Below are 15,240 nucleotides of genomic sequence, written 5' to 3'. Positions count from 1 at the left end.
GGTAACTAATTGTCCACATGACTAGAAGCAACGACCGGTCCCATCGGCCAACAGCCTGCAAGGAGCCGTTCGTAGCCTGCCGCACGTCGGCACTGTGCCCGCACCCACGATTGAAGTCGCGAGCCTCTTGGATCGGTGGCTAGGTGCCCGCGCAGAGGGCTTCTGGCCACCGGGCCGGCATGACTGCCCCCTGTCGAATTCATACGAGGTCGTCGGCTCGACCCGCTCGCCGGCCAAGACCGGCATGCTGCACGCGCTGGGTGCGGAGCCGGTCGTCGTCGACGCGGTGGCCGACGCGGTCGCCAAGGCCGAGCCGGAGGTGATCGTCCACCAGCTCACCGCGCTGGGCGGGGAGACGAGCATGCGGAACGTGAGACGGATGGCGGCCGCCACCAACCGGCTGCGCACCGAGGGCACCGACCACCTGCTGTCCGCGGCGCGCGCGGTCGGCGTGCGTACGTTCGTGGCGCAGAGCAACGCCATGTGGATGGAACGCACCGGCGGGCCGGTCGCCGACGAGAACGGCCGGATCGAGCCGCATCCCCCCGAGGACGCCGCCCCGTCGGTGGCCGCACTGCGCCATCTGGAGGACGCGGTCACCGGCATCACCTGGGCTGATGGAATCGTGCTTCGCTACGGTGCCTTCTATCGGGGGCGGGGACATCGGTGGAGTCGTCTGCCTCGGCGCCCATATGGGCCGCCAGCGCGACCGCGTCGGCGGTGAGCGCGCCGACCCGTAAGGCCGCGGCGATCCCGGCGGCGATGTGCTCGTGGTTCATCTGCCGGTTCAGCAGCACGTCGATCAGGGCGCGGGCGCCCTCGCGGTCGCCGTGGAGCTTGCTGGCCGCTGCCCACCGGGCGTCGTCGACGGGGGTGAACTCGCCCGCGGCGCGGGCCTGTTCCAGCGCGGTCGCGCCCGGCAGCGCACCGGGCTTGCGGACCAGGGCCTCCAGGTAGTGGTCCAGGTCCACCTGCCGGCCGCCTTTGGCGCCCAGCCGCTCGTGCCGGGCGACTACCTCGCGTCCGTCAAAGACCACCAGCTCCGAGGTGTGCAGCACGACCTGGACCATCCGCCGATCAGCCGGACCGGCACCGAGTGGCGGTTGGTGCGGACGCTGATCTGGCTGTGCCGGTCGACCCGCAAGGAGAAGTGGCGGCCGCTCGGCGTCGAACAACTCGCCGATCGTGCGGGGACGTGACCTGATCCGCCGCGCCTTGCCTTCCTCGTCCCAGCGGTCGATCATCTGGTTCAGCTCCAGCGAGTCGACCTCGGGCACCGGCACGAAGTGGTTGCGACGAAACCAGCCGATCTGCCCCTCCACCCGCCCTTCTCGTGGGCGCCCTCGATCCCCGGGAAATAGAAGCTCTCGATGCCGCATTCTCAAAAATGGGCAGGCTTTCCCAATCAGAGGTTTGAGGCGTCCGAGCTTGCTCCTCACTCAGTAAGCATCCAGTCCAGGATTGTGTGGTTTCGTCAAGTTCCATTTTGTTCCCGGCCGAGCCGGTCGATATCGGTGGTCTTGAGGAGACCGGTGGCGATGACGTAGTCCGCAAGTTGGGCAACCGCGTTGTAGCCCGTCATGTTGGGCACTCCGGCCCGGTGCAGTCTCATGCGAAGGTATTCGATCCGTTTGACCAGGGAAGTCCGGGGCCAGCCGAGCCGAGCCGCCGCCGCGGCGTAGGTCCGCGGAAGCCGATCGGGTCCCAGGGGGTCCCGAAGCGTAGGCTCGAAGAGTGCGGCCAGCGCCAGGCGATCCGCATCTCTAAGGACGATCGTCGCCGAGCCGTCATCTGTCTCGATAACAGCGTTCAGGTCATCCGTCCCGGGCACCATGTCGACGCGGGTCCTGGGCGGCCGTTCGGTCGGTAGATAACTTGCGCTAACAGCATTGAGGGGTGGTGGTCGCTCGTCCTCTGCATAACGAGCGGCCACCCAGAGAGCTTTGAACTTGGGGCCGTCGCCCTCCAGGGCCTCGACGACGAGATCCAGGACCGGCCATCTGGGGACTCGGGGGCCGCGGAGGGCTGCATGGACGGTGGCGTGGCTGAGGACTCCTTCTCCAATCGTCGCGGCGATCTCACGAACACTGGGCTCGCCCGCGAGTCGATGGAGACGGCGCAGTTCCTCGAAGAGATCCGCGATCGGACCTGGCGGCAGCTCAACTCTGCCGATCTTGCCCATGACTCGACTCCTGAGGTCCTGGTCGCTCTCGCCTGTCCATCCTCGTAACTCTACGTCAAGGCGGCTCCCTAAGAGGCTTGTCGACCTCTCGCCGCCTAGGACACCTCGTATTCATCGAGGTCCTGGCGCTTTCTGTTCAAGTTTGTCAAACTGGGTCCCCAATGCTGCAGACTAGAGCTCCCTAGGGAGAGTCCCGAGGTGAAGGAAGGTGAGCGGGTGGTGGGGATGGTGCCGTGGTGGGCGTGGTTGCTTCCGTTGGCTCGGACCGGATTGCTGATCGCGTTCGTCCTGGTGGTCGGCGTGATCCAGGGACGTTCAACGGGGGTGTATCCGACTCTGCAGGAGTGGAGTGAGGCGCTGCATCGCCTGACATGGTGGTCACGGCTCCTCCGCCGTGATCGCGGGGATGCCCAGGTCGATGGCGGGTCGGCGGGGTGAGCGGCGGTGGTCCAGCCGGCCGAGTCTGCGGCCGCCGTTCGGCGATGTAACGCCGCACGATGCCGTGGGACACCGGCGCGTCGTGTTCGTCGGCGGGCTGGTCGATGATCCGCCTGGAGGGGTGGGCGCTGCTTGCGGGGTGCGTCCAGATCGGCCCGCAGCATCGCGTCGATCACCTGCTTGAACGGCTCCGGCCCGGTCGCGCGCGGCTCCATCTTCCTGCGCGGCTTCGGCCACGCCGAGTCCAGCGACTGACGCACCGTCGGGTGCGAGACACCGTGCTTGCGCATCACCGCCCGGATCGGCAGCCCGTCCCGTATGTCACGGCGGATGGCGGCGTACAGTTCGGTCTTGGACTGCCGCGCCATCCCGGCCCTCTCGCGGTGGGTGACACAGCAGGTACTCCCACCGCAACCTGGGGTGTTTCAGGCGCAGAACACTAGTCGCCCGGCAGGCACGACGCCCGCAACCACGCGCACACCCACAACCCCCCGCCCGCGTCCCAGACCGGGCGCCGGATCGGGCCCGCGCCAGCGTGCCGGCCGCTCGACGGGTGCCGCGGAGCTCTTCCCTGGCCGAGGCGGTGATGCGGTTCCTGGCCTCGGTCGCCGACCAAGACGGCGTCGTCCGGCTGCCGCGCCGGCAGGTCGCCGTGGGGTGCGGCTACGTGACCGCGACAAGACCATGGGACAAGACCCGCCGGGCCAGGATGGCGGAGGTGATGCGCCAGCTGTGCCTGAACGGCCAGCTGCGGGTGCTGGCCGCACCGGCCGAGCCGGGAGGATCCGAGACCTTGCAGATCAACCGCAGGCGGAACCGGCGCAAGCGAGGCGGTGACCTCACCCAGACCGCCCGGCCCGAACCTCCGCCGGCGCCGGTGCCAGCGGCCAGAACACGGATCGAGCTGACCAGTGATCCCCGCATGCGGGCATTCGACGAACGCGCCGCCCGCTGGCCCGAGGACCGCCGCAGGACCTGGCGAAGCGTCTGGACGGCGGTACTCACCCAGACCACGGGCGGATGCTTCGACGGCGACGCCGAAGCCCTGGCCGCCTCGGCCAGCGACCACCTTGGCAGGCCAGTGACGCCGCAGACCGTCACCCAGTTCCTGCGCTGGAGCATCGCGACCCGCCTCACCGACCAGATCCGGCAAGGTGACGCAAACCGGTTCCAGATCCGCCCCCTCGCCGACGACCAGCGCGGGTAACCGGTGCGACGCAGGCGATCGGGATGTCTAACTTCAGTGCCGCGCAGATCTTGGAACCGACCGTGGCGGGTCTCCCGCTGCCGCACGCGGATCAGGTTCGCCTGCACCCGTGGTCCCCAACGTCCGGCCACCCAGGTTTGCCGCGATGATCCCACCGGCAACCGGGCGCTGCGGTAGTGCCCACCCAGCCGCTCAGGGAGCGAGACCGCGGCTCGCCGATGATCCTGAGATGTGGCGTTAACCTGGGGCTTCACGCAGGCGGCCGGTTGCCCTGTCTGCCCGGCTCAGTGGACGCGCAAACAGCGCACCCGATGGAGTGTTGTCGCTGGTGGAGCGGATTGCGACGTCCTTGAAGCCCTGGCGACGAAAGTAGTCGTGGAGTTCAGAGTTGTCGGTCCAGACCGCGATCCGGATCAGCTCGGTGCTGGGCAGTTGGGACGCGCCCTTGTCTCCCGCCCAGTCGATCAACTCGGCGCCCAGGCCAATGCCCGCGTAGGCGCGGTCGATGACGAGGCGGTCCAGGTAGACGGCATCGGTCTTGCGCTCTTTCGGCGTCCAGAGTTCTTCGTCGCCGAGCAGTTTGATGGTGACGGTGCCGATCGGACGCTCCGCGTGGAATAGCACCCAGGTCGCCGCGTTGACGAGGTCCTCGTAGACGCGTCGCCGCCTGCCCTCCGGGCTCGGCCAGGGCTGGGCCCACTGCGTCGTCTGCTTCACGACCCGCAGCCACTCGGCGGCCTGATCGATGAGCCCGAGGACGACGTCGATCTCGTCGTTGCGGGCGACGCGGAGCTTGTAGTCGGTGCGGGACAGCCGATTTCGAGGCTTGGCCCGTGCCGGAGGGTTGGTCCGCCCCATTATGGCTGCGAGTTCGGCAGCAACAACGCCCGGGCCGGCGGCATCCCGCTCGATCTGGGCCTCTTCCTCAAGAACGGCGTTCAGCTGCCGCCGCAGGGCAGAGTCGGTTCGGTGCTGGTCATCAGAGCGATCAGTCATGGGTTCCTCCCTCCTGCCCGTCGGACACACCGAGGATGGCGCGCAACTTCCTCAACGCGTTCCTTCGATGTACCCGCACCGTACTCGGGCTGCCCATCTTGAGTTGTTGGGCGATCTGTGTGGCATTCGGCGAAGGCTCGGTCGTGGCCCACGTCAGCAGGACCAGTCGCTCTGTGGGCGTGAGCTCGCGTACTGCGGCGATGAGGTGCGGATGGGTCAGCAGCACCGGTTCACCCAGGTCGTGCTCAGTGATCTCAGGACTGGTGCTGCGGGAGTCACTGCCATGCTCTGGATGCGGCAGGCGATCCAGGTCATCGGGATCGAGCAGCAACTCGCCTCTCTTCCGCAATGCGTCGATCGCCGCATGTCGAGCACACTGAACCACATACGCCTTGGGCGCCTCCACCACCGGACCGTTCTTGCGCCAGGTCCCCCAGAGTTGAGTCCACATCACCTGCGCGATGTCGTCGGAATCAATTCCAGTGCCGGACAGCAACACACGCAGCGTGGTCAATGTGATCGAGCGGTGCTCCTGATAGAAGAGGGCGAAGCTTTCTTCGGCTGCCCTTCGGTCTGGTGAAATTGAATCCGGTGTGGATTCAGCCGTCATCGCCGGGCACCTGCCTGGGCACCGTGATCCACCAGCCACCGTTCCCGTACCATTCCCCGATCTGGCTTCCCGGCGGCAGCTCAGCGGCCGTGGCCATGAGCCGACCACGCTGCTGACGGCGACTCCACCGGTCGAGCACGCGGTCGATCAAGGCGGCTGCACCTACCGCCATACCGGGGATGAGGGGATCCATATGGGAACTCCTGTTGAAGATGAGCCGTGGCCTCACCGAAGCCGCGACGTAAGCATCTAGCCTGACATCTACTTGAACGGAGCGGCGTTTAGACGCTGTGAATCACTGGCGGCTTTCAGGCCGGGCCTGGACGGCGGTCCAGGCCAGGGTGGACCGCCCCAGAAGCATCAACCGGGTTTGGGGTCCAGACAGGGGGCCGCGCGACCGCACTCCAGGGGGTCGGAACGGTCCTGACGGCGGTCTCGGGCGTACTGGCCAAAGCCCGGTGAGTGAGGCGTCCGTGCCGGTGGCCGTGCTACGGGGTGGAGATACCAGCAGCCATCGCGCCGACCTGGTGAGGGCGACGCAGTCCGTGTAGTTGGGGTCCGCCCATGACAAGGCGCGGCGGGTGCCCCTCGCGGTCCCGCCCGAACAGGAACCATCCCCCGTGGCCATCAACCTCCAGGAACGTCTCGTCGGGGGCAGCATGCGCGGCGGCACGACCGGCCAGTGCCACCACCTGCCCGTCAACCTCAACCTCCCGCAGACCGTACAGGAGCGGCCCCCATGCCTGGATAGTGTGCGCGGCGGCGCGTGCGACCAGCGCGACCCATCTGTGCTCAACAGCCCTACCTTCCGCAATTGATGGCGGCGCTCAGCAGCAGGGTTGCGCCCATGATGGGTCCGGCCGATCTGCTGGTCCGTGCGGTGGTGTGGCGCGGGCGCGGCGCCACCGAGCAGAGCGCGACCAGTTGGACGACGCCCACGACTGCCACTCCGGCGTCTTCCAGTAGCTGCGCCAGTGGGAGGAAGTGCGCCGCGACGACGACCGCCACCCACCATGCCATCCATCGCGACGCCGCACGCCTGGCCAGGCTCAGGCAGCCGGCACCCGCCGCAATGACCTCGGTGGCCACCAGGGCGCCGAACCAGGGGTACCGGCCCTCCAGCGCAGTCGGCTCATCCCAGTTCGCAGCCGTCTGCACTTCGAACACCACGGCGAGGCCGATGCCCAGCACCGTTCCCGCGCCCAGCCAGGTAGCCGAGCTGGAGCAGTTCTTCCGGTTGGACCGGGTCGCGCTGGAGCAGGTGGGCAAGCGGCGGCGGCCGTCGACGAGGCTGGGCTGGGCGGTACAAGTGGGGCGAGTGCGGATGCTTGCTTGGGGCGGCAGGACCACCCGCGCCGCCAGCTTCACGCAGCAGGCGCACCCGCCATCCACGCTGGTCAGTCATACCCGCCCCCAATTCTTCCCGAGTACGACGGCGGCCTCGGCTTCTGGCGGATCATCGAGCACTACCGGGTGACCAGCTTCTCGGATGTCCCGACGGTCAACGCGGCGCTCCCCACCGATCCCGGAGACGGCGTGGACCTGTGAAGCCTGCGCGCGGGGGCCGTCGGCACCGCGCCGCTGCCCAGCGCCGTCCGCAGCGCGTTCGAGGCTCGGCGAAGGTGCAGATGTTGGAGGGGTACGAGCTGACGGAGGCGACCTGCGTCACCGCGGCGACTCCGGCGCTCGCGCCCCGTTCGGACACGGTCGGCCTGCGGCTGCCCTACCAGCGGATGGTTGTGGGCGTACATCTCCACCGCGAGTTCGGCGAAGACATTGGCTGGCAGCGGCGCTTTGGGCACCTCCGCGGCTGCCTGGGCACGCAGCGCGTCCCGTACCCCGGCGGCGTCTCGTCTGGCGTGGTTGCACTACCGCTGCATTCCGCCCGGCCGCATGTTCCCGGCAAACTCCACCAGTGACCAGCCGTTCTTGCGCCCCGCCCCGGCAGATACCACCGGGCTCGCACCCTGGGCTCCCGATGACCGAATAACGAAGCCACCACCAGCGCGAATAGCTCACCGAACCCATCGGCCCGTCCGGCCGGGTCGCCATCCTTCTACAGTAGGCGGCACAGCCACTGCCGATCGCCTGGTAAATGTCGCGAGCAGAGGAGATGCAGAGGCTCTATTAAAGTCGGCAGGTGATCAGGTTCTCAATGGTTTTTAACACGGCTACCACCCCGCACCAACACACCCCAAAGCAACTTGATGATCACGGGGGGTAGTAAGCAAAGGGCTGACCTCGGTGATCTATTCCTGCAATCGGACCACGTGAGCGCACGTGGCCACATTCGGACAACTAACACAACTGGCTCGCAGTGATCACCATCTGTTAATACTTGCTTGAAGTCCGAACCAGACTCTGTGAGGACACTCAGGGGCAGAGGTCAGCACTACATGCCCTTCAGATCGACGCATTACCGATGGAGGTACATATGCATAAGCGAGGCAGGATCAGCACGATATTCCTTGCTTTTGGTCTGACCGCAGGAGCGTCGACTTCTGCGATGGCTGCCCCAATGCCACCTCCGCCCAACTTGTCCGTTATGACGATAAATAATCTCGCGAAGCAGCAGGGAACTGCCATCCCTGATGATGGGAACTGCGATGAGGTGAAGGAAGCACTCAAAGGCCTATCGCCTAATGCGGGGGCAGACAAGGCCCTCTGCATTGAAACGGTGTCGGTGCGGCAAGGACGGTCCATTCCAAGTGCCAAGAAGGCGAAGCTTGCGGAGATCCTCGCCTTCCCTCAGTGGTGTTGGGATAACGCCTACGGCGATTTGTGGAAGATGATGGACCGGCGCCTCGCTTGCCGGTGGTCGACCAAGGGGGTGAAAATCGTTGACAGCAAAGGCAAAGAACATGGACATAGCACGTTCGACCGGTTCGATCTGATAAGCGCGCACAGCACCGCACCGCAGTTCAGCCACCAGCAGGCCCTCATGCCAAGCGAAGTGGACATCCCGAATAACAAGATTACCGTGGCGGGCGGCTTTAGTTGCGTGGGATGGTGCAGTTACGGCGACCAGGACTATCCCCTCCAGACTCTTGACACCAACGACCTTGTTGAAGGATCTAGGGTTTTCTACACCACTGTCAAGAATCAAGGCGAGGTAGGCACTATCGACACCCGGCTCGATATGGTCTTCGGCGCTCCCGGAGTGTTGACTCTGGTAGTGCCTGTGCACGGATCGCAGGTTCGCTGCGACAATGCCGTGCCTGGCATGAACAGCGTCGGCTGTGTCAACGCACTATTCCCGCCAACGTTCCAGTACAGCAAGTCCGGCCCCTACTCGGAACTGGCGAAGCACATAGAGCTGGCACAGGAATCTGGGATTCCCGGAGCTCCTGGAGGGGTACCACTGCACCGACTGGTCAACCCAAAATTGCAAGTCAAAAACCGTAACCAGTCTTGCCCCGATCGCTTCAATCGGCCCCCCGGTAACAGCTGCGACGAGTATCCGATGGCAACAACCTACGAGGGCGGATGGACAAAAGGCGACCTTACGGTTACCGAGAGTTCGCCGATGCCGAGCTGGCCATGGACCAAGCGCACCTTCCCCATGTGCGCCACCCCGGGAGTAACCTGGCCCCTCTACAACGGCATACCCGAACCTGACGGATTGAGCGCATGCATGATCAACGAAACCCACAATAGCCAGGGCGGAAATGCGCTCAACAATGAGCTATACAGGCCTCAGCGGATCATCAATATGGACCCCTTCTTCATCGAAATCGTCCCCTAGGGCGATCCGGTACAATGAAAGACATGGCAGCACACCCCGTGGCAGCACAGTTCAACCTGCGAGTGGACTACCACCTGTTTTTCCTGGCAGAAGAGAACGAGCGTCCCGAAATCCCTGGCTTCGCCAACCGTATGGTCGCGGTTGCTCCAGGATTCGCGGCTGTCAAGACTGGCATCGCGCAAGGTGACGTGCGCCTCTCCGTGGAGGTTCACAAAGAGGCGCCGCCCGTGGAGATCGCTGACTGGGAGGAGGCAGTGGAGGTCACGCTAGAAGCTACTATCGGCCGCATCCAGGTTGCGGCAATGATGGACTGGGCTCCACCCTTCCCGGTACTTACTCCGAATGGTCCCGGCGACTACAGAGTTCGCGTTCATGCCCGGGGCAGAGACAATGCAATCGATCTAGCGGTCACAGAGCCCGTAGAGGAATACCTGGCGCAAATTTGGCCCGCACCCCCAGCCCATCAGGTAATTTACAAGCAAAGTGATCGATATGGCGCACAATGGGTGCTGCCGTCTGGCGGAGAGGACTCAGAGGAAGGCGAGGATCTCTCTGCAAGCGGCTAGCGTATCGAGGAGTTGGCGGCGGTAGATGGTAGAGCGCTTTGAGGAAGTGGGTCTTGCCGGTTCCGCTGGGCTTGGACACACAGTTCTCGTGGAGGCCGATCCATTCGAGGGTTTAAGGCGCGTTCTGAGTCGGGTCGGGGATGGACGACAGTTCCCTCTTCCAGGAGTTGAGGGTCTTGCCGTTGGGCAGATTGGCGCTCTGGCGGCGGGCCCGGCGTCTGGCGGCGTCCCGGCCGAGGGCCTGTTCAGCGAGAAGGACGCGGACGACTCCGGCGGGGCCCAGCGTTGGGCGCGGGCGGTGGCCAGCACCTCGGGTGCGGCCTTGCGGGCGCAGGGGAACCGCATCCGGGTGAATACCCTCTAGTTCGTTGGGGATGATTGCGAGCTTGGGCAGGGTCACGCTCATATGCTTGGTCTCCAGAAGGATTACCGGTGGTTGATGTGGGCGGCGGCGGTCCCGGTGGCAGGGACGCCGCCGGTGATCGGTCAGGAGCCGCAGACCGCGGTCCAGGATCCGGTGCCGGGCTGGGCCGAGTGCTTCTCATCGACGAGGTGGGCGGGGCCGGCGGCGGTGCCGCTGTGGGCCAGACGGTCGCAGATCGAGGCCAGGTCGGATTCGCCGAACCGGCCGTGGATGACCACCAGCCCCAGCGGCTGTCCACTCGCTGGTCGCCGACGCCAGTGAGACCAAATCGATCGCGCGGCCATCTTGGAGCGGATCCGGGCGACTCCGGTCGTAGCGGTCTCCACCAGCCACGCCTCGGCTCCCGGGCCGATGGCCAGAAAGTCACGTTCGGCCTTGGACTGCGGGCGCGGCTTGGGAGCCCGGGCCCATTGCCGCCGGGATGGTCCCGGTAGTGCGCCTCGACGATCCGCGGACGGCCGGGCGTTGAGAGCTCTTGCGCCGCCACAACTTGGTCAGACCGGCGGGCCCAGCGGCCTCGCCGGCGGTGTCGCGGGGCCGGATGATGAACCGTTCATCATCACCGTGGCTCCGGCACCAGACCTTACGGCCCTCGTGACCGGGCGGCACGAGTAGCGCACGTGTCTCCCCACGGGAAGGTGCGGTCGTCACCGACCGGCCGCTCCTCGCCCAGCAGGAGCGCATACGGTTGCTCGGGCACCGGATACAGAGAGTCTGCTCCTCGGCCAGCATTGCCACCGGTGTCTGGTCGGTGGCGCAACGAGTGTGCAGGTTGACCTGTTCGCACCAGGTGATGCATGCCTGACCAGCCGACGACGGCGCGTGAGCGGACGTGCAATACGAACGCGACGTAGACGACCTCGGCCCAGGATGTGGCCACGTAGGTAAATCTGCGACCCACCGCTGGTCGGCGCGGGCTGCGGTGAAGTCTCGCTCCAGCAGGTCAGCGGCGCGCTCGTGACCGGCGTCCCGAACCGTGGTGCGGACCGGGTCCCGCTTCAGGCCAGGCGACCGTGCAACGGGCCACAGTGATCCTTCGCGATGGGCCCGCCCACTAACCCCACCGTCATGACAAATTAACCTTGGCTAGCAGGAACTTCACTCATGCTCAGCCCACATCTGCCACTCTCAGCCAGGGTAGCCAACATACTCAAGCTGAAATTGCCTCATTTATCCAGGTCACACCGGCGCAGCAGTGGCTTCGTCGATTGTCGACGACCCACGGGAATGGCGGAAGAGCCATGCGCATTGCTTCCTTCGGTTGAGTGGGTGGCCGATCAAGGCAGTGGGAACATACCAATGCGGCCGTGGTATTCGTGGCCGAGTTCGTCCGTGTCGCTGCCTACGATCAGGCCTTCAGGGACGGCCACGAATGCCTCGACTCCAACACCCAAACTGCGCGTCGGATTCCAGGAAATGTCCTTGGCCAGGCCGGTTTCTGGATGAATTGCTCCGATTCCAGGACGCTCGACAGCACCAGGGCCAGGGCTGTTGTAGCCCTGTGGATTGTCCAACCAACGCTGGTGTCCACCTACGTAAACGGCTGCGCCGGTCACCGCCACCGCCAGTAGAGTGTCCCCTCCGGTGTAGTTCACCCACGTTGGGCTCTGCCTGGGGCCAGTCCGGTTGGTCTCCCACCTGGCAGCGCTGTCGCAAAGGCGTGTGATCCCATATCCAGGGCCGCCGGTGGTGACAACGACAAAGTAGGAGCCATCGGGCGAGAAGTCCATGTCCCGCATGTAGGTGTAATAGTCCGGATGGCATTTACCCGAGTAGTCGTCGGTGGCCCAACTCGACAGTGTCGGGGTGGAAGCTAGATCGATCATGGCGATCTGTGGCCGCGACTCACCGTTGACCTGGGTGAAGGTTCCATTGATCAGTAGTTTGGTATGCGCTTGATCGACGGCCATGTTTCGCACGTTGAGCTTTGCCGCTTGGTCTCGTTTCTCGGACACGATGATGTTGAAGGCGGGGTCTAGCGCCCCGGTATTGGGGTCCAGGCGCGCGAGATTGGACCGGCGCTCGTTCGTGACGGTGTCGGTGATCGTCCCGAACTCGCCGCTGACATAGAGAAAGCCTCCGCGCGAGACGAGCGAAGTGATGGCGCCAAAGTCGATAGTTGACCGGTTGAATCTGCTATCGACCACTCCGGTGGAAACGTTAAGGCGTGCGAGCCTTTTGGCAGTCGTTCCGTTGATGGTCTCAAATTTTCCGCCAATGAAGACGGTGTTGTCCGGCCCCGGTGCCACGGCGTAGATGACAGGGGAAGTCTCAGGCTTGAAAACGATTTGTGGCCTGAAGTCCTCTTCGATCAACCCCGTGGTCTTGTCGTAGGCGAATAGATGACTTTGCTCAATTATCGGTGATCCAGTGGCGGCATTCTGGATTTTACTAAAATTACCTCCGACGATGACTTTGTCGCCAATAACGGCAACCCCTCGCACCGTTCCATCAAGAACGTGTGGAGTATTGTCCACAGGATTTTCGCCGACGACATGGCCGTGTTGAATATCTGCTCTCGCGGTCGAGGTGGCGACTGCCCCCTGTACGAACACTGCCAACGCCGTGACGGCGGTAACTGTGATTTTCCTTTTTAGCGATGGCATTGACATTCTCCTCGGAGTATCGTCACGCTGACGTATGGCGGGTCGTCAAACTTTAGTCGGAATGGCTCGGCGCCGACTGACATGGGTTGATCGCGCCGCATGAACACCGCAAGGTTCACTGAGTGCCGCGATGGCTCATCGCAACTTCTGTACACAAGATCAATAACAAATATTTTGATCACGCGTCTAGGGAGTGATTGTGGCCGACTTTGGCCATCATGAAAGATGCGGAGGCCGTTCGGCTAGTTGATCGAGTTTACCGTGCCTTTTGAACTCCAGGTGATCATCTTGCTACTCACGGCAAGTTGCATGTCAGGATCGGTGATGTTACACCGCCTTCATTCGATTCTCGGGAGAGTTAAGGAGCGAATCCGCCGGCGGTGCGCAACACGCCCGGCCGCATGTTGCCCCAAACAGGCCACGCCGCCATGTCGTCCGAGAGCCGCGCCGCGAAAGAACGGCTGGTCGTTGGCGGAGTTCGTCGGGGACACGCGGCCGGACAAGATGCAGCGGCTGTTCAGCCACGCCCGCTGGGACGCCGATCAGGTGCGGGACGCGCTGCGTGCGCAGGTGGCCGAGCGGGTCGGCGATCAGGCGTCTTCGTGGAGGCGGCCGACACCACGCCGGAGATCCTCGGCTCCTCGAACACCAACTCGGCGTTCGAGGAGCAACTGAACCCGGCCTCCCGCCACCGGATGAGCCGATGCCGACCATCGCGGAGAACAACCTGTTCGCGCAGCTGGCGCTGCGCAGCCGCCCCGGCTTCCCGGCACGGGCACCATCCCAGGCGGTCAACCCCTGATCCGCGGCCCGGCACGGATCGCCGCCCCCAAGGACGGTGTGGTGAAGGACTTCGACCGCCTCAGCCGCAGCGTCTCCTGCCCCGATAGCCTCCCCAGACCGGACGGTAAGACCTGCGACGAGTACCTTTCGCCTCGACATGCAGAGCGCCGAATAGGTACCGGTCGGCCAGTGGAGCTGCCGGTTCGTCCCCAAGACCGAACAGGACTGCCAGGGCGCCGACAACCGCAGGTTCCACGAGCGGAACCGGCTGTGGCGCAACTCCACCGGCAAGGTCACCGACACCACGGGGCGTCCGCAGGGCTCCTACTGGGTGTGGGTGTCCAACGCGCCCACCACACCACCGACCTTCACCCAGTGCCAGAACCATATGTGACGACAACCCGCTATCCCGACCGGCGGGCACGTACTCCGTCGGCCGGCCATGCACCGAGGGAAATACGATCTCCGAACATGAACGACCTCTATCCGATGGATGTCAGCCTCAAGGACCGTCATCGCCTAGTCGGTCAACTGGACAACAGCAGCCAGTCCCTGCGTGAGGGCGGCGACCCGGCCGAAGCCGACGAATACAGTGCGATCTTCTACGAGCTGTGGGAGCACACCAGCCACCGCACCATCGAATTGCCCGAGGAAACCACCGTCACGGTGGCGCTGACGCCCGATCACTGGTTTCTGCTCGCCGAACTTCTCGACGTGTCGGCCTTCCAACGCGCCGGCCGAGATCCCCAGGACGCAACGCTCGCCCGGAGCCTTCGTGACCGCATCCGCGAAGGGCTCGGCGACCACCTGCCCGCGCCCCCGCAGCCTTCAGCGCCGCAACATCACACCACCAGCGTCCACATCGACGAACTGGGCTGCTATGCACTGTTCGCCGCACCAGGCACCGATCACCCTTTCCCGGTCAGCGCATACCGCCTCGACGACAACGCCTGGCTGGACGAAGGCAACGGGCTCGCCATCCGCTCCCACATCCTCACCGGCACCCGCAACGGCGCCGTCGACCTCACCGCCGAACTCCTGGACGGCCCCCCACCACTGGAGACCGACCCCTGGGACGACATCGCCGAATACTCCTGGCCGTTCCACACCATTGATGTCCCCGGCCCCCCGCCCACGACGGGCACACTCCGGGCTGCCGCCCCCGGACACCAGGCCGTCACAATGATCGAGTTCGACCGGGTCTGGCCGTCCACGTGCATGTACCGAACCCGGGTAAGCGTCCAAGGCCGCGACGCCGGTACCGACGAACAGCACCTGGTCCAACTGTGGCGCGCGCCATCAGCACCCGAAAAGCTGATCAAAGCAACCGACCTGACCGGCCACCGCCGCCACGCCGGCAAACCATAGGCAAGCAGCAAGACCGGACATCCGGCGGCCTCGGCGGCCACCGATGGCGCGACGTCCGGCCGGGTGGGCGGCGCGACCTCGCGCCTGAGGGGATGGTCGGCGGCGACTTGCTCCTGGAACTCAGCCCTTGGGTCCGACCGCGCTGCACCAGGATCGAGATCAACTGCTTGTCCGAGGCCACGCCCGAAGGTCCTTGGATCGGCTACTCCACTGACTCGTCCTCAACGACGGTGGCGGACACCTGGCGTCTCCTCGATCATCAGATCCGCTGTTCATTGGGCGCTCCCCGACCGAATCGATGTTCGCGGCGGGCCT

At 64.9% G+C, this 15,240-nt stretch carries 17 protein-coding genes; 9 read left to right on the top strand and 8 right to left on the bottom strand.

Annotated features, from left to right (window positions below; genetic code table 11):
- Positions 1 to 127: 127 nt before the first annotated feature.
- A complete protein-coding gene (locus HUT06_RS21540; protein ID WP_176197385.1) occupies positions 128 to 724 on the top strand; it encodes a hypothetical protein in 597 nt (198 codons plus the stop codon).
- Here the strand turns inward: HUT06_RS21540 and HUT06_RS21535 are convergent.
- The gene (locus tag HUT06_RS21535) at positions 606 to 1,322 is read right to left on the bottom strand and encodes a hypothetical protein (RefSeq protein WP_217711381.1); all 717 of its coding nucleotides are present in this window, start codon (positions 1,320 to 1,322) and stop codon (positions 606 to 608) included. The genes HUT06_RS21540 and HUT06_RS21535 overlap by 119 nt on opposite strands.
- A 152-nt stretch (positions 1,323 to 1,474) precedes the next feature.
- Positions 1,475 to 2,182 carry a hypothetical protein gene (locus HUT06_RS21530; protein WP_176197384.1) on the bottom strand — a complete coding sequence of 236 codons (708 nt, stop codon included), beginning with the start codon at positions 2,180 to 2,182 and terminating at the stop codon, positions 1,475 to 1,477.
- 198 nt (positions 2,183 to 2,380) lie between these two features.
- Between HUT06_RS21530 and HUT06_RS21525 the strand changes: the two genes are divergently transcribed.
- From HUT06_RS21525 to HUT06_RS21520, 3 genes are all read left to right on the top strand, one after another.
- On the top strand, positions 2,381 to 2,620 hold the full coding sequence (locus HUT06_RS21525) for a hypothetical protein (protein ID WP_176197383.1): 240 nt from the start codon (positions 2,381 to 2,383) through the stop codon (positions 2,618 to 2,620).
- Positions 2,621 to 2,752: 132 nt separating this feature from the next.
- Positions 2,753 to 2,875: a hypothetical protein gene (locus HUT06_RS45260; protein ID WP_302931823.1), complete on the top strand. Its 123-nt coding sequence runs from the start codon at positions 2,753 to 2,755 to the stop codon at positions 2,873 to 2,875.
- 298 nt (positions 2,876 to 3,173) lie between these two features.
- Positions 3,174 to 3,827, top strand: a complete 654-nt coding sequence (locus HUT06_RS21520; protein ID WP_176197382.1) for a hypothetical protein — start codon at positions 3,174 to 3,176, stop codon at positions 3,825 to 3,827.
- A gap of 237 nt (positions 3,828 to 4,064) precedes the next feature.
- On the opposite strand, the gene HUT06_RS21515 is transcribed toward HUT06_RS21520, so the two are convergent.
- The 4 genes from HUT06_RS21515 to HUT06_RS21500 form a co-directional block, all read right to left on the bottom strand.
- Complete coding sequence (locus HUT06_RS21515; protein ID WP_176197381.1) at positions 4,065 to 4,823, bottom strand: GNAT family N-acetyltransferase; 759 nt, start codon at positions 4,821 to 4,823, stop codon at positions 4,065 to 4,067.
- On the bottom strand, positions 4,816 to 5,433 hold the full coding sequence (locus tag HUT06_RS21510) for an RNA polymerase sigma factor (RefSeq protein WP_176197380.1): 618 nt from the start codon (positions 5,431 to 5,433) through the stop codon (positions 4,816 to 4,818). The genes HUT06_RS21515 and HUT06_RS21510 overlap by 8 nt, the downstream gene beginning before the upstream one ends.
- The gene (locus tag HUT06_RS21505) at positions 5,423 to 5,626 is read right to left on the bottom strand and encodes a hypothetical protein (RefSeq protein WP_176197379.1); all 204 of its coding nucleotides are present in this window, start codon (positions 5,624 to 5,626) and stop codon (positions 5,423 to 5,425) included. Before HUT06_RS21505 ends, HUT06_RS21510 begins: the two co-directional genes overlap by 11 nt.
- A 608-nt stretch (positions 5,627 to 6,234) precedes the next feature.
- Entirely contained in the window at positions 6,235 to 6,801 is a 567-nt protein-coding gene (locus HUT06_RS21500) for a hypothetical protein (RefSeq protein WP_254715307.1), read from the bottom strand.
- On the opposite strand from HUT06_RS21500, the gene HUT06_RS45635 reads away from it, so the two are divergent.
- The 4 genes from HUT06_RS45635 (at position 6,695) to HUT06_RS21480 (ending at position 9,744) form a co-directional block, all read left to right on the top strand.
- On the top strand, positions 6,695 to 6,910 hold the full coding sequence (locus HUT06_RS45635; protein ID WP_368407032.1) for a hypothetical protein: 216 nt from the start codon (positions 6,695 to 6,697) through the stop codon (positions 6,908 to 6,910). The two genes, HUT06_RS21500 and HUT06_RS45635, sit on opposite strands and share 107 nt — an antisense overlap.
- A 145-nt stretch (positions 6,911 to 7,055) precedes the next feature.
- On the top strand, positions 7,056 to 7,352 hold the full coding sequence (locus tag HUT06_RS21490; protein WP_176197376.1) for a hypothetical protein: 297 nt from the start codon (positions 7,056 to 7,058) through the stop codon (positions 7,350 to 7,352).
- Positions 7,353 to 7,978: 626 nt separating this feature from the next.
- The gene (locus tag HUT06_RS21485; protein WP_176197375.1) at positions 7,979 to 9,178 is read left to right on the top strand and encodes a hypothetical protein; all 1,200 of its coding nucleotides are present in this window, start codon (positions 7,979 to 7,981) and stop codon (positions 9,176 to 9,178) included.
- 23 nt (positions 9,179 to 9,201) lie between these two features.
- Positions 9,202 to 9,744: a hypothetical protein gene (locus HUT06_RS21480; protein ID WP_176197374.1), complete on the top strand. Its 543-nt coding sequence runs from the start codon at positions 9,202 to 9,204 to the stop codon at positions 9,742 to 9,744.
- Positions 9,745 to 10,230: 486 nt separating this feature from the next.
- On the opposite strand, the gene HUT06_RS21475 is transcribed toward HUT06_RS21480, so the two are convergent.
- Positions 10,231 to 10,386: a hypothetical protein gene (locus HUT06_RS21475; protein ID WP_176197373.1), complete on the bottom strand. Its 156-nt coding sequence runs from the start codon at positions 10,384 to 10,386 to the stop codon at positions 10,231 to 10,233.
- A gap of 1,059 nt (positions 10,387 to 11,445) precedes the next feature.
- The gene (locus HUT06_RS21470) at positions 11,446 to 12,774 is read right to left on the bottom strand and encodes a delta-60 repeat domain-containing protein (RefSeq protein WP_176197372.1); all 1,329 of its coding nucleotides are present in this window, start codon (positions 12,772 to 12,774) and stop codon (positions 11,446 to 11,448) included.
- Between the two features lie 1,254 nt (positions 12,775 to 14,028).
- Between HUT06_RS21470 and HUT06_RS21465 the strand changes: the two genes are divergently transcribed.
- Positions 14,029 to 14,925: a hypothetical protein gene (locus HUT06_RS21465; RefSeq protein ID WP_176197371.1), complete on the top strand. Its 897-nt coding sequence runs from the start codon at positions 14,029 to 14,031 to the stop codon at positions 14,923 to 14,925.
- The last annotated feature ends 315 nt before the right edge of the window (positions 14,926 to 15,240 follow it).

It is taken from the genome of Actinomadura sp. NAK00032 (assembly GCF_013364275.1).
Lineage (GTDB): Bacteria > Actinomycetota > Actinomycetes > Streptosporangiales > Streptosporangiaceae > Spirillospora.
This window is presented reverse-complemented; position numbering and strand designations above follow the sequence as displayed.

Coding starts and splice junctions, on each gene's coding strand:
- HUT06_RS21530 (WP_176197384.1), bottom strand. CDS start 2,182: ATGGGCAAGATCGGCAGAGTTGAGCTGCCGCCAGGTCCGATCGCGGAT.
- HUT06_RS21515 (WP_176197381.1), bottom strand. CDS start 4,823: ATGACTGATCGCTCTGATGACCAGCACCGAACCGACTCTGCCCTGCGG.
- HUT06_RS21510 (WP_176197380.1), bottom strand. CDS start 5,433: ATGACGGCTGAATCCACACCGGATTCAATTTCACCAGACCGAAGGGCA.
- HUT06_RS21505 (WP_176197379.1), bottom strand. CDS start 5,626: ATGGATCCCCTCATCCCCGGTATGGCGGTAGGTGCAGCCGCCTTGATC.
- HUT06_RS21485 (WP_176197375.1), top strand. CDS start 7,979: ATGACGATAAATAATCTCGCGAAGCAGCAGGGAACTGCCATCCCTGAT.
- HUT06_RS21480 (WP_176197374.1), top strand. CDS start 9,202: ATGGCAGCACACCCCGTGGCAGCACAGTTCAACCTGCGAGTGGACTAC.
- HUT06_RS21470 (WP_176197372.1), bottom strand. CDS start 12,774: ATGCCATCGCTAAAAAGGAAAATCACAGTTACCGCCGTCACGGCGTTG.
- HUT06_RS21465 (WP_176197371.1), top strand. CDS start 14,029: ATGAACGACCTCTATCCGATGGATGTCAGCCTCAAGGACCGTCATCGC.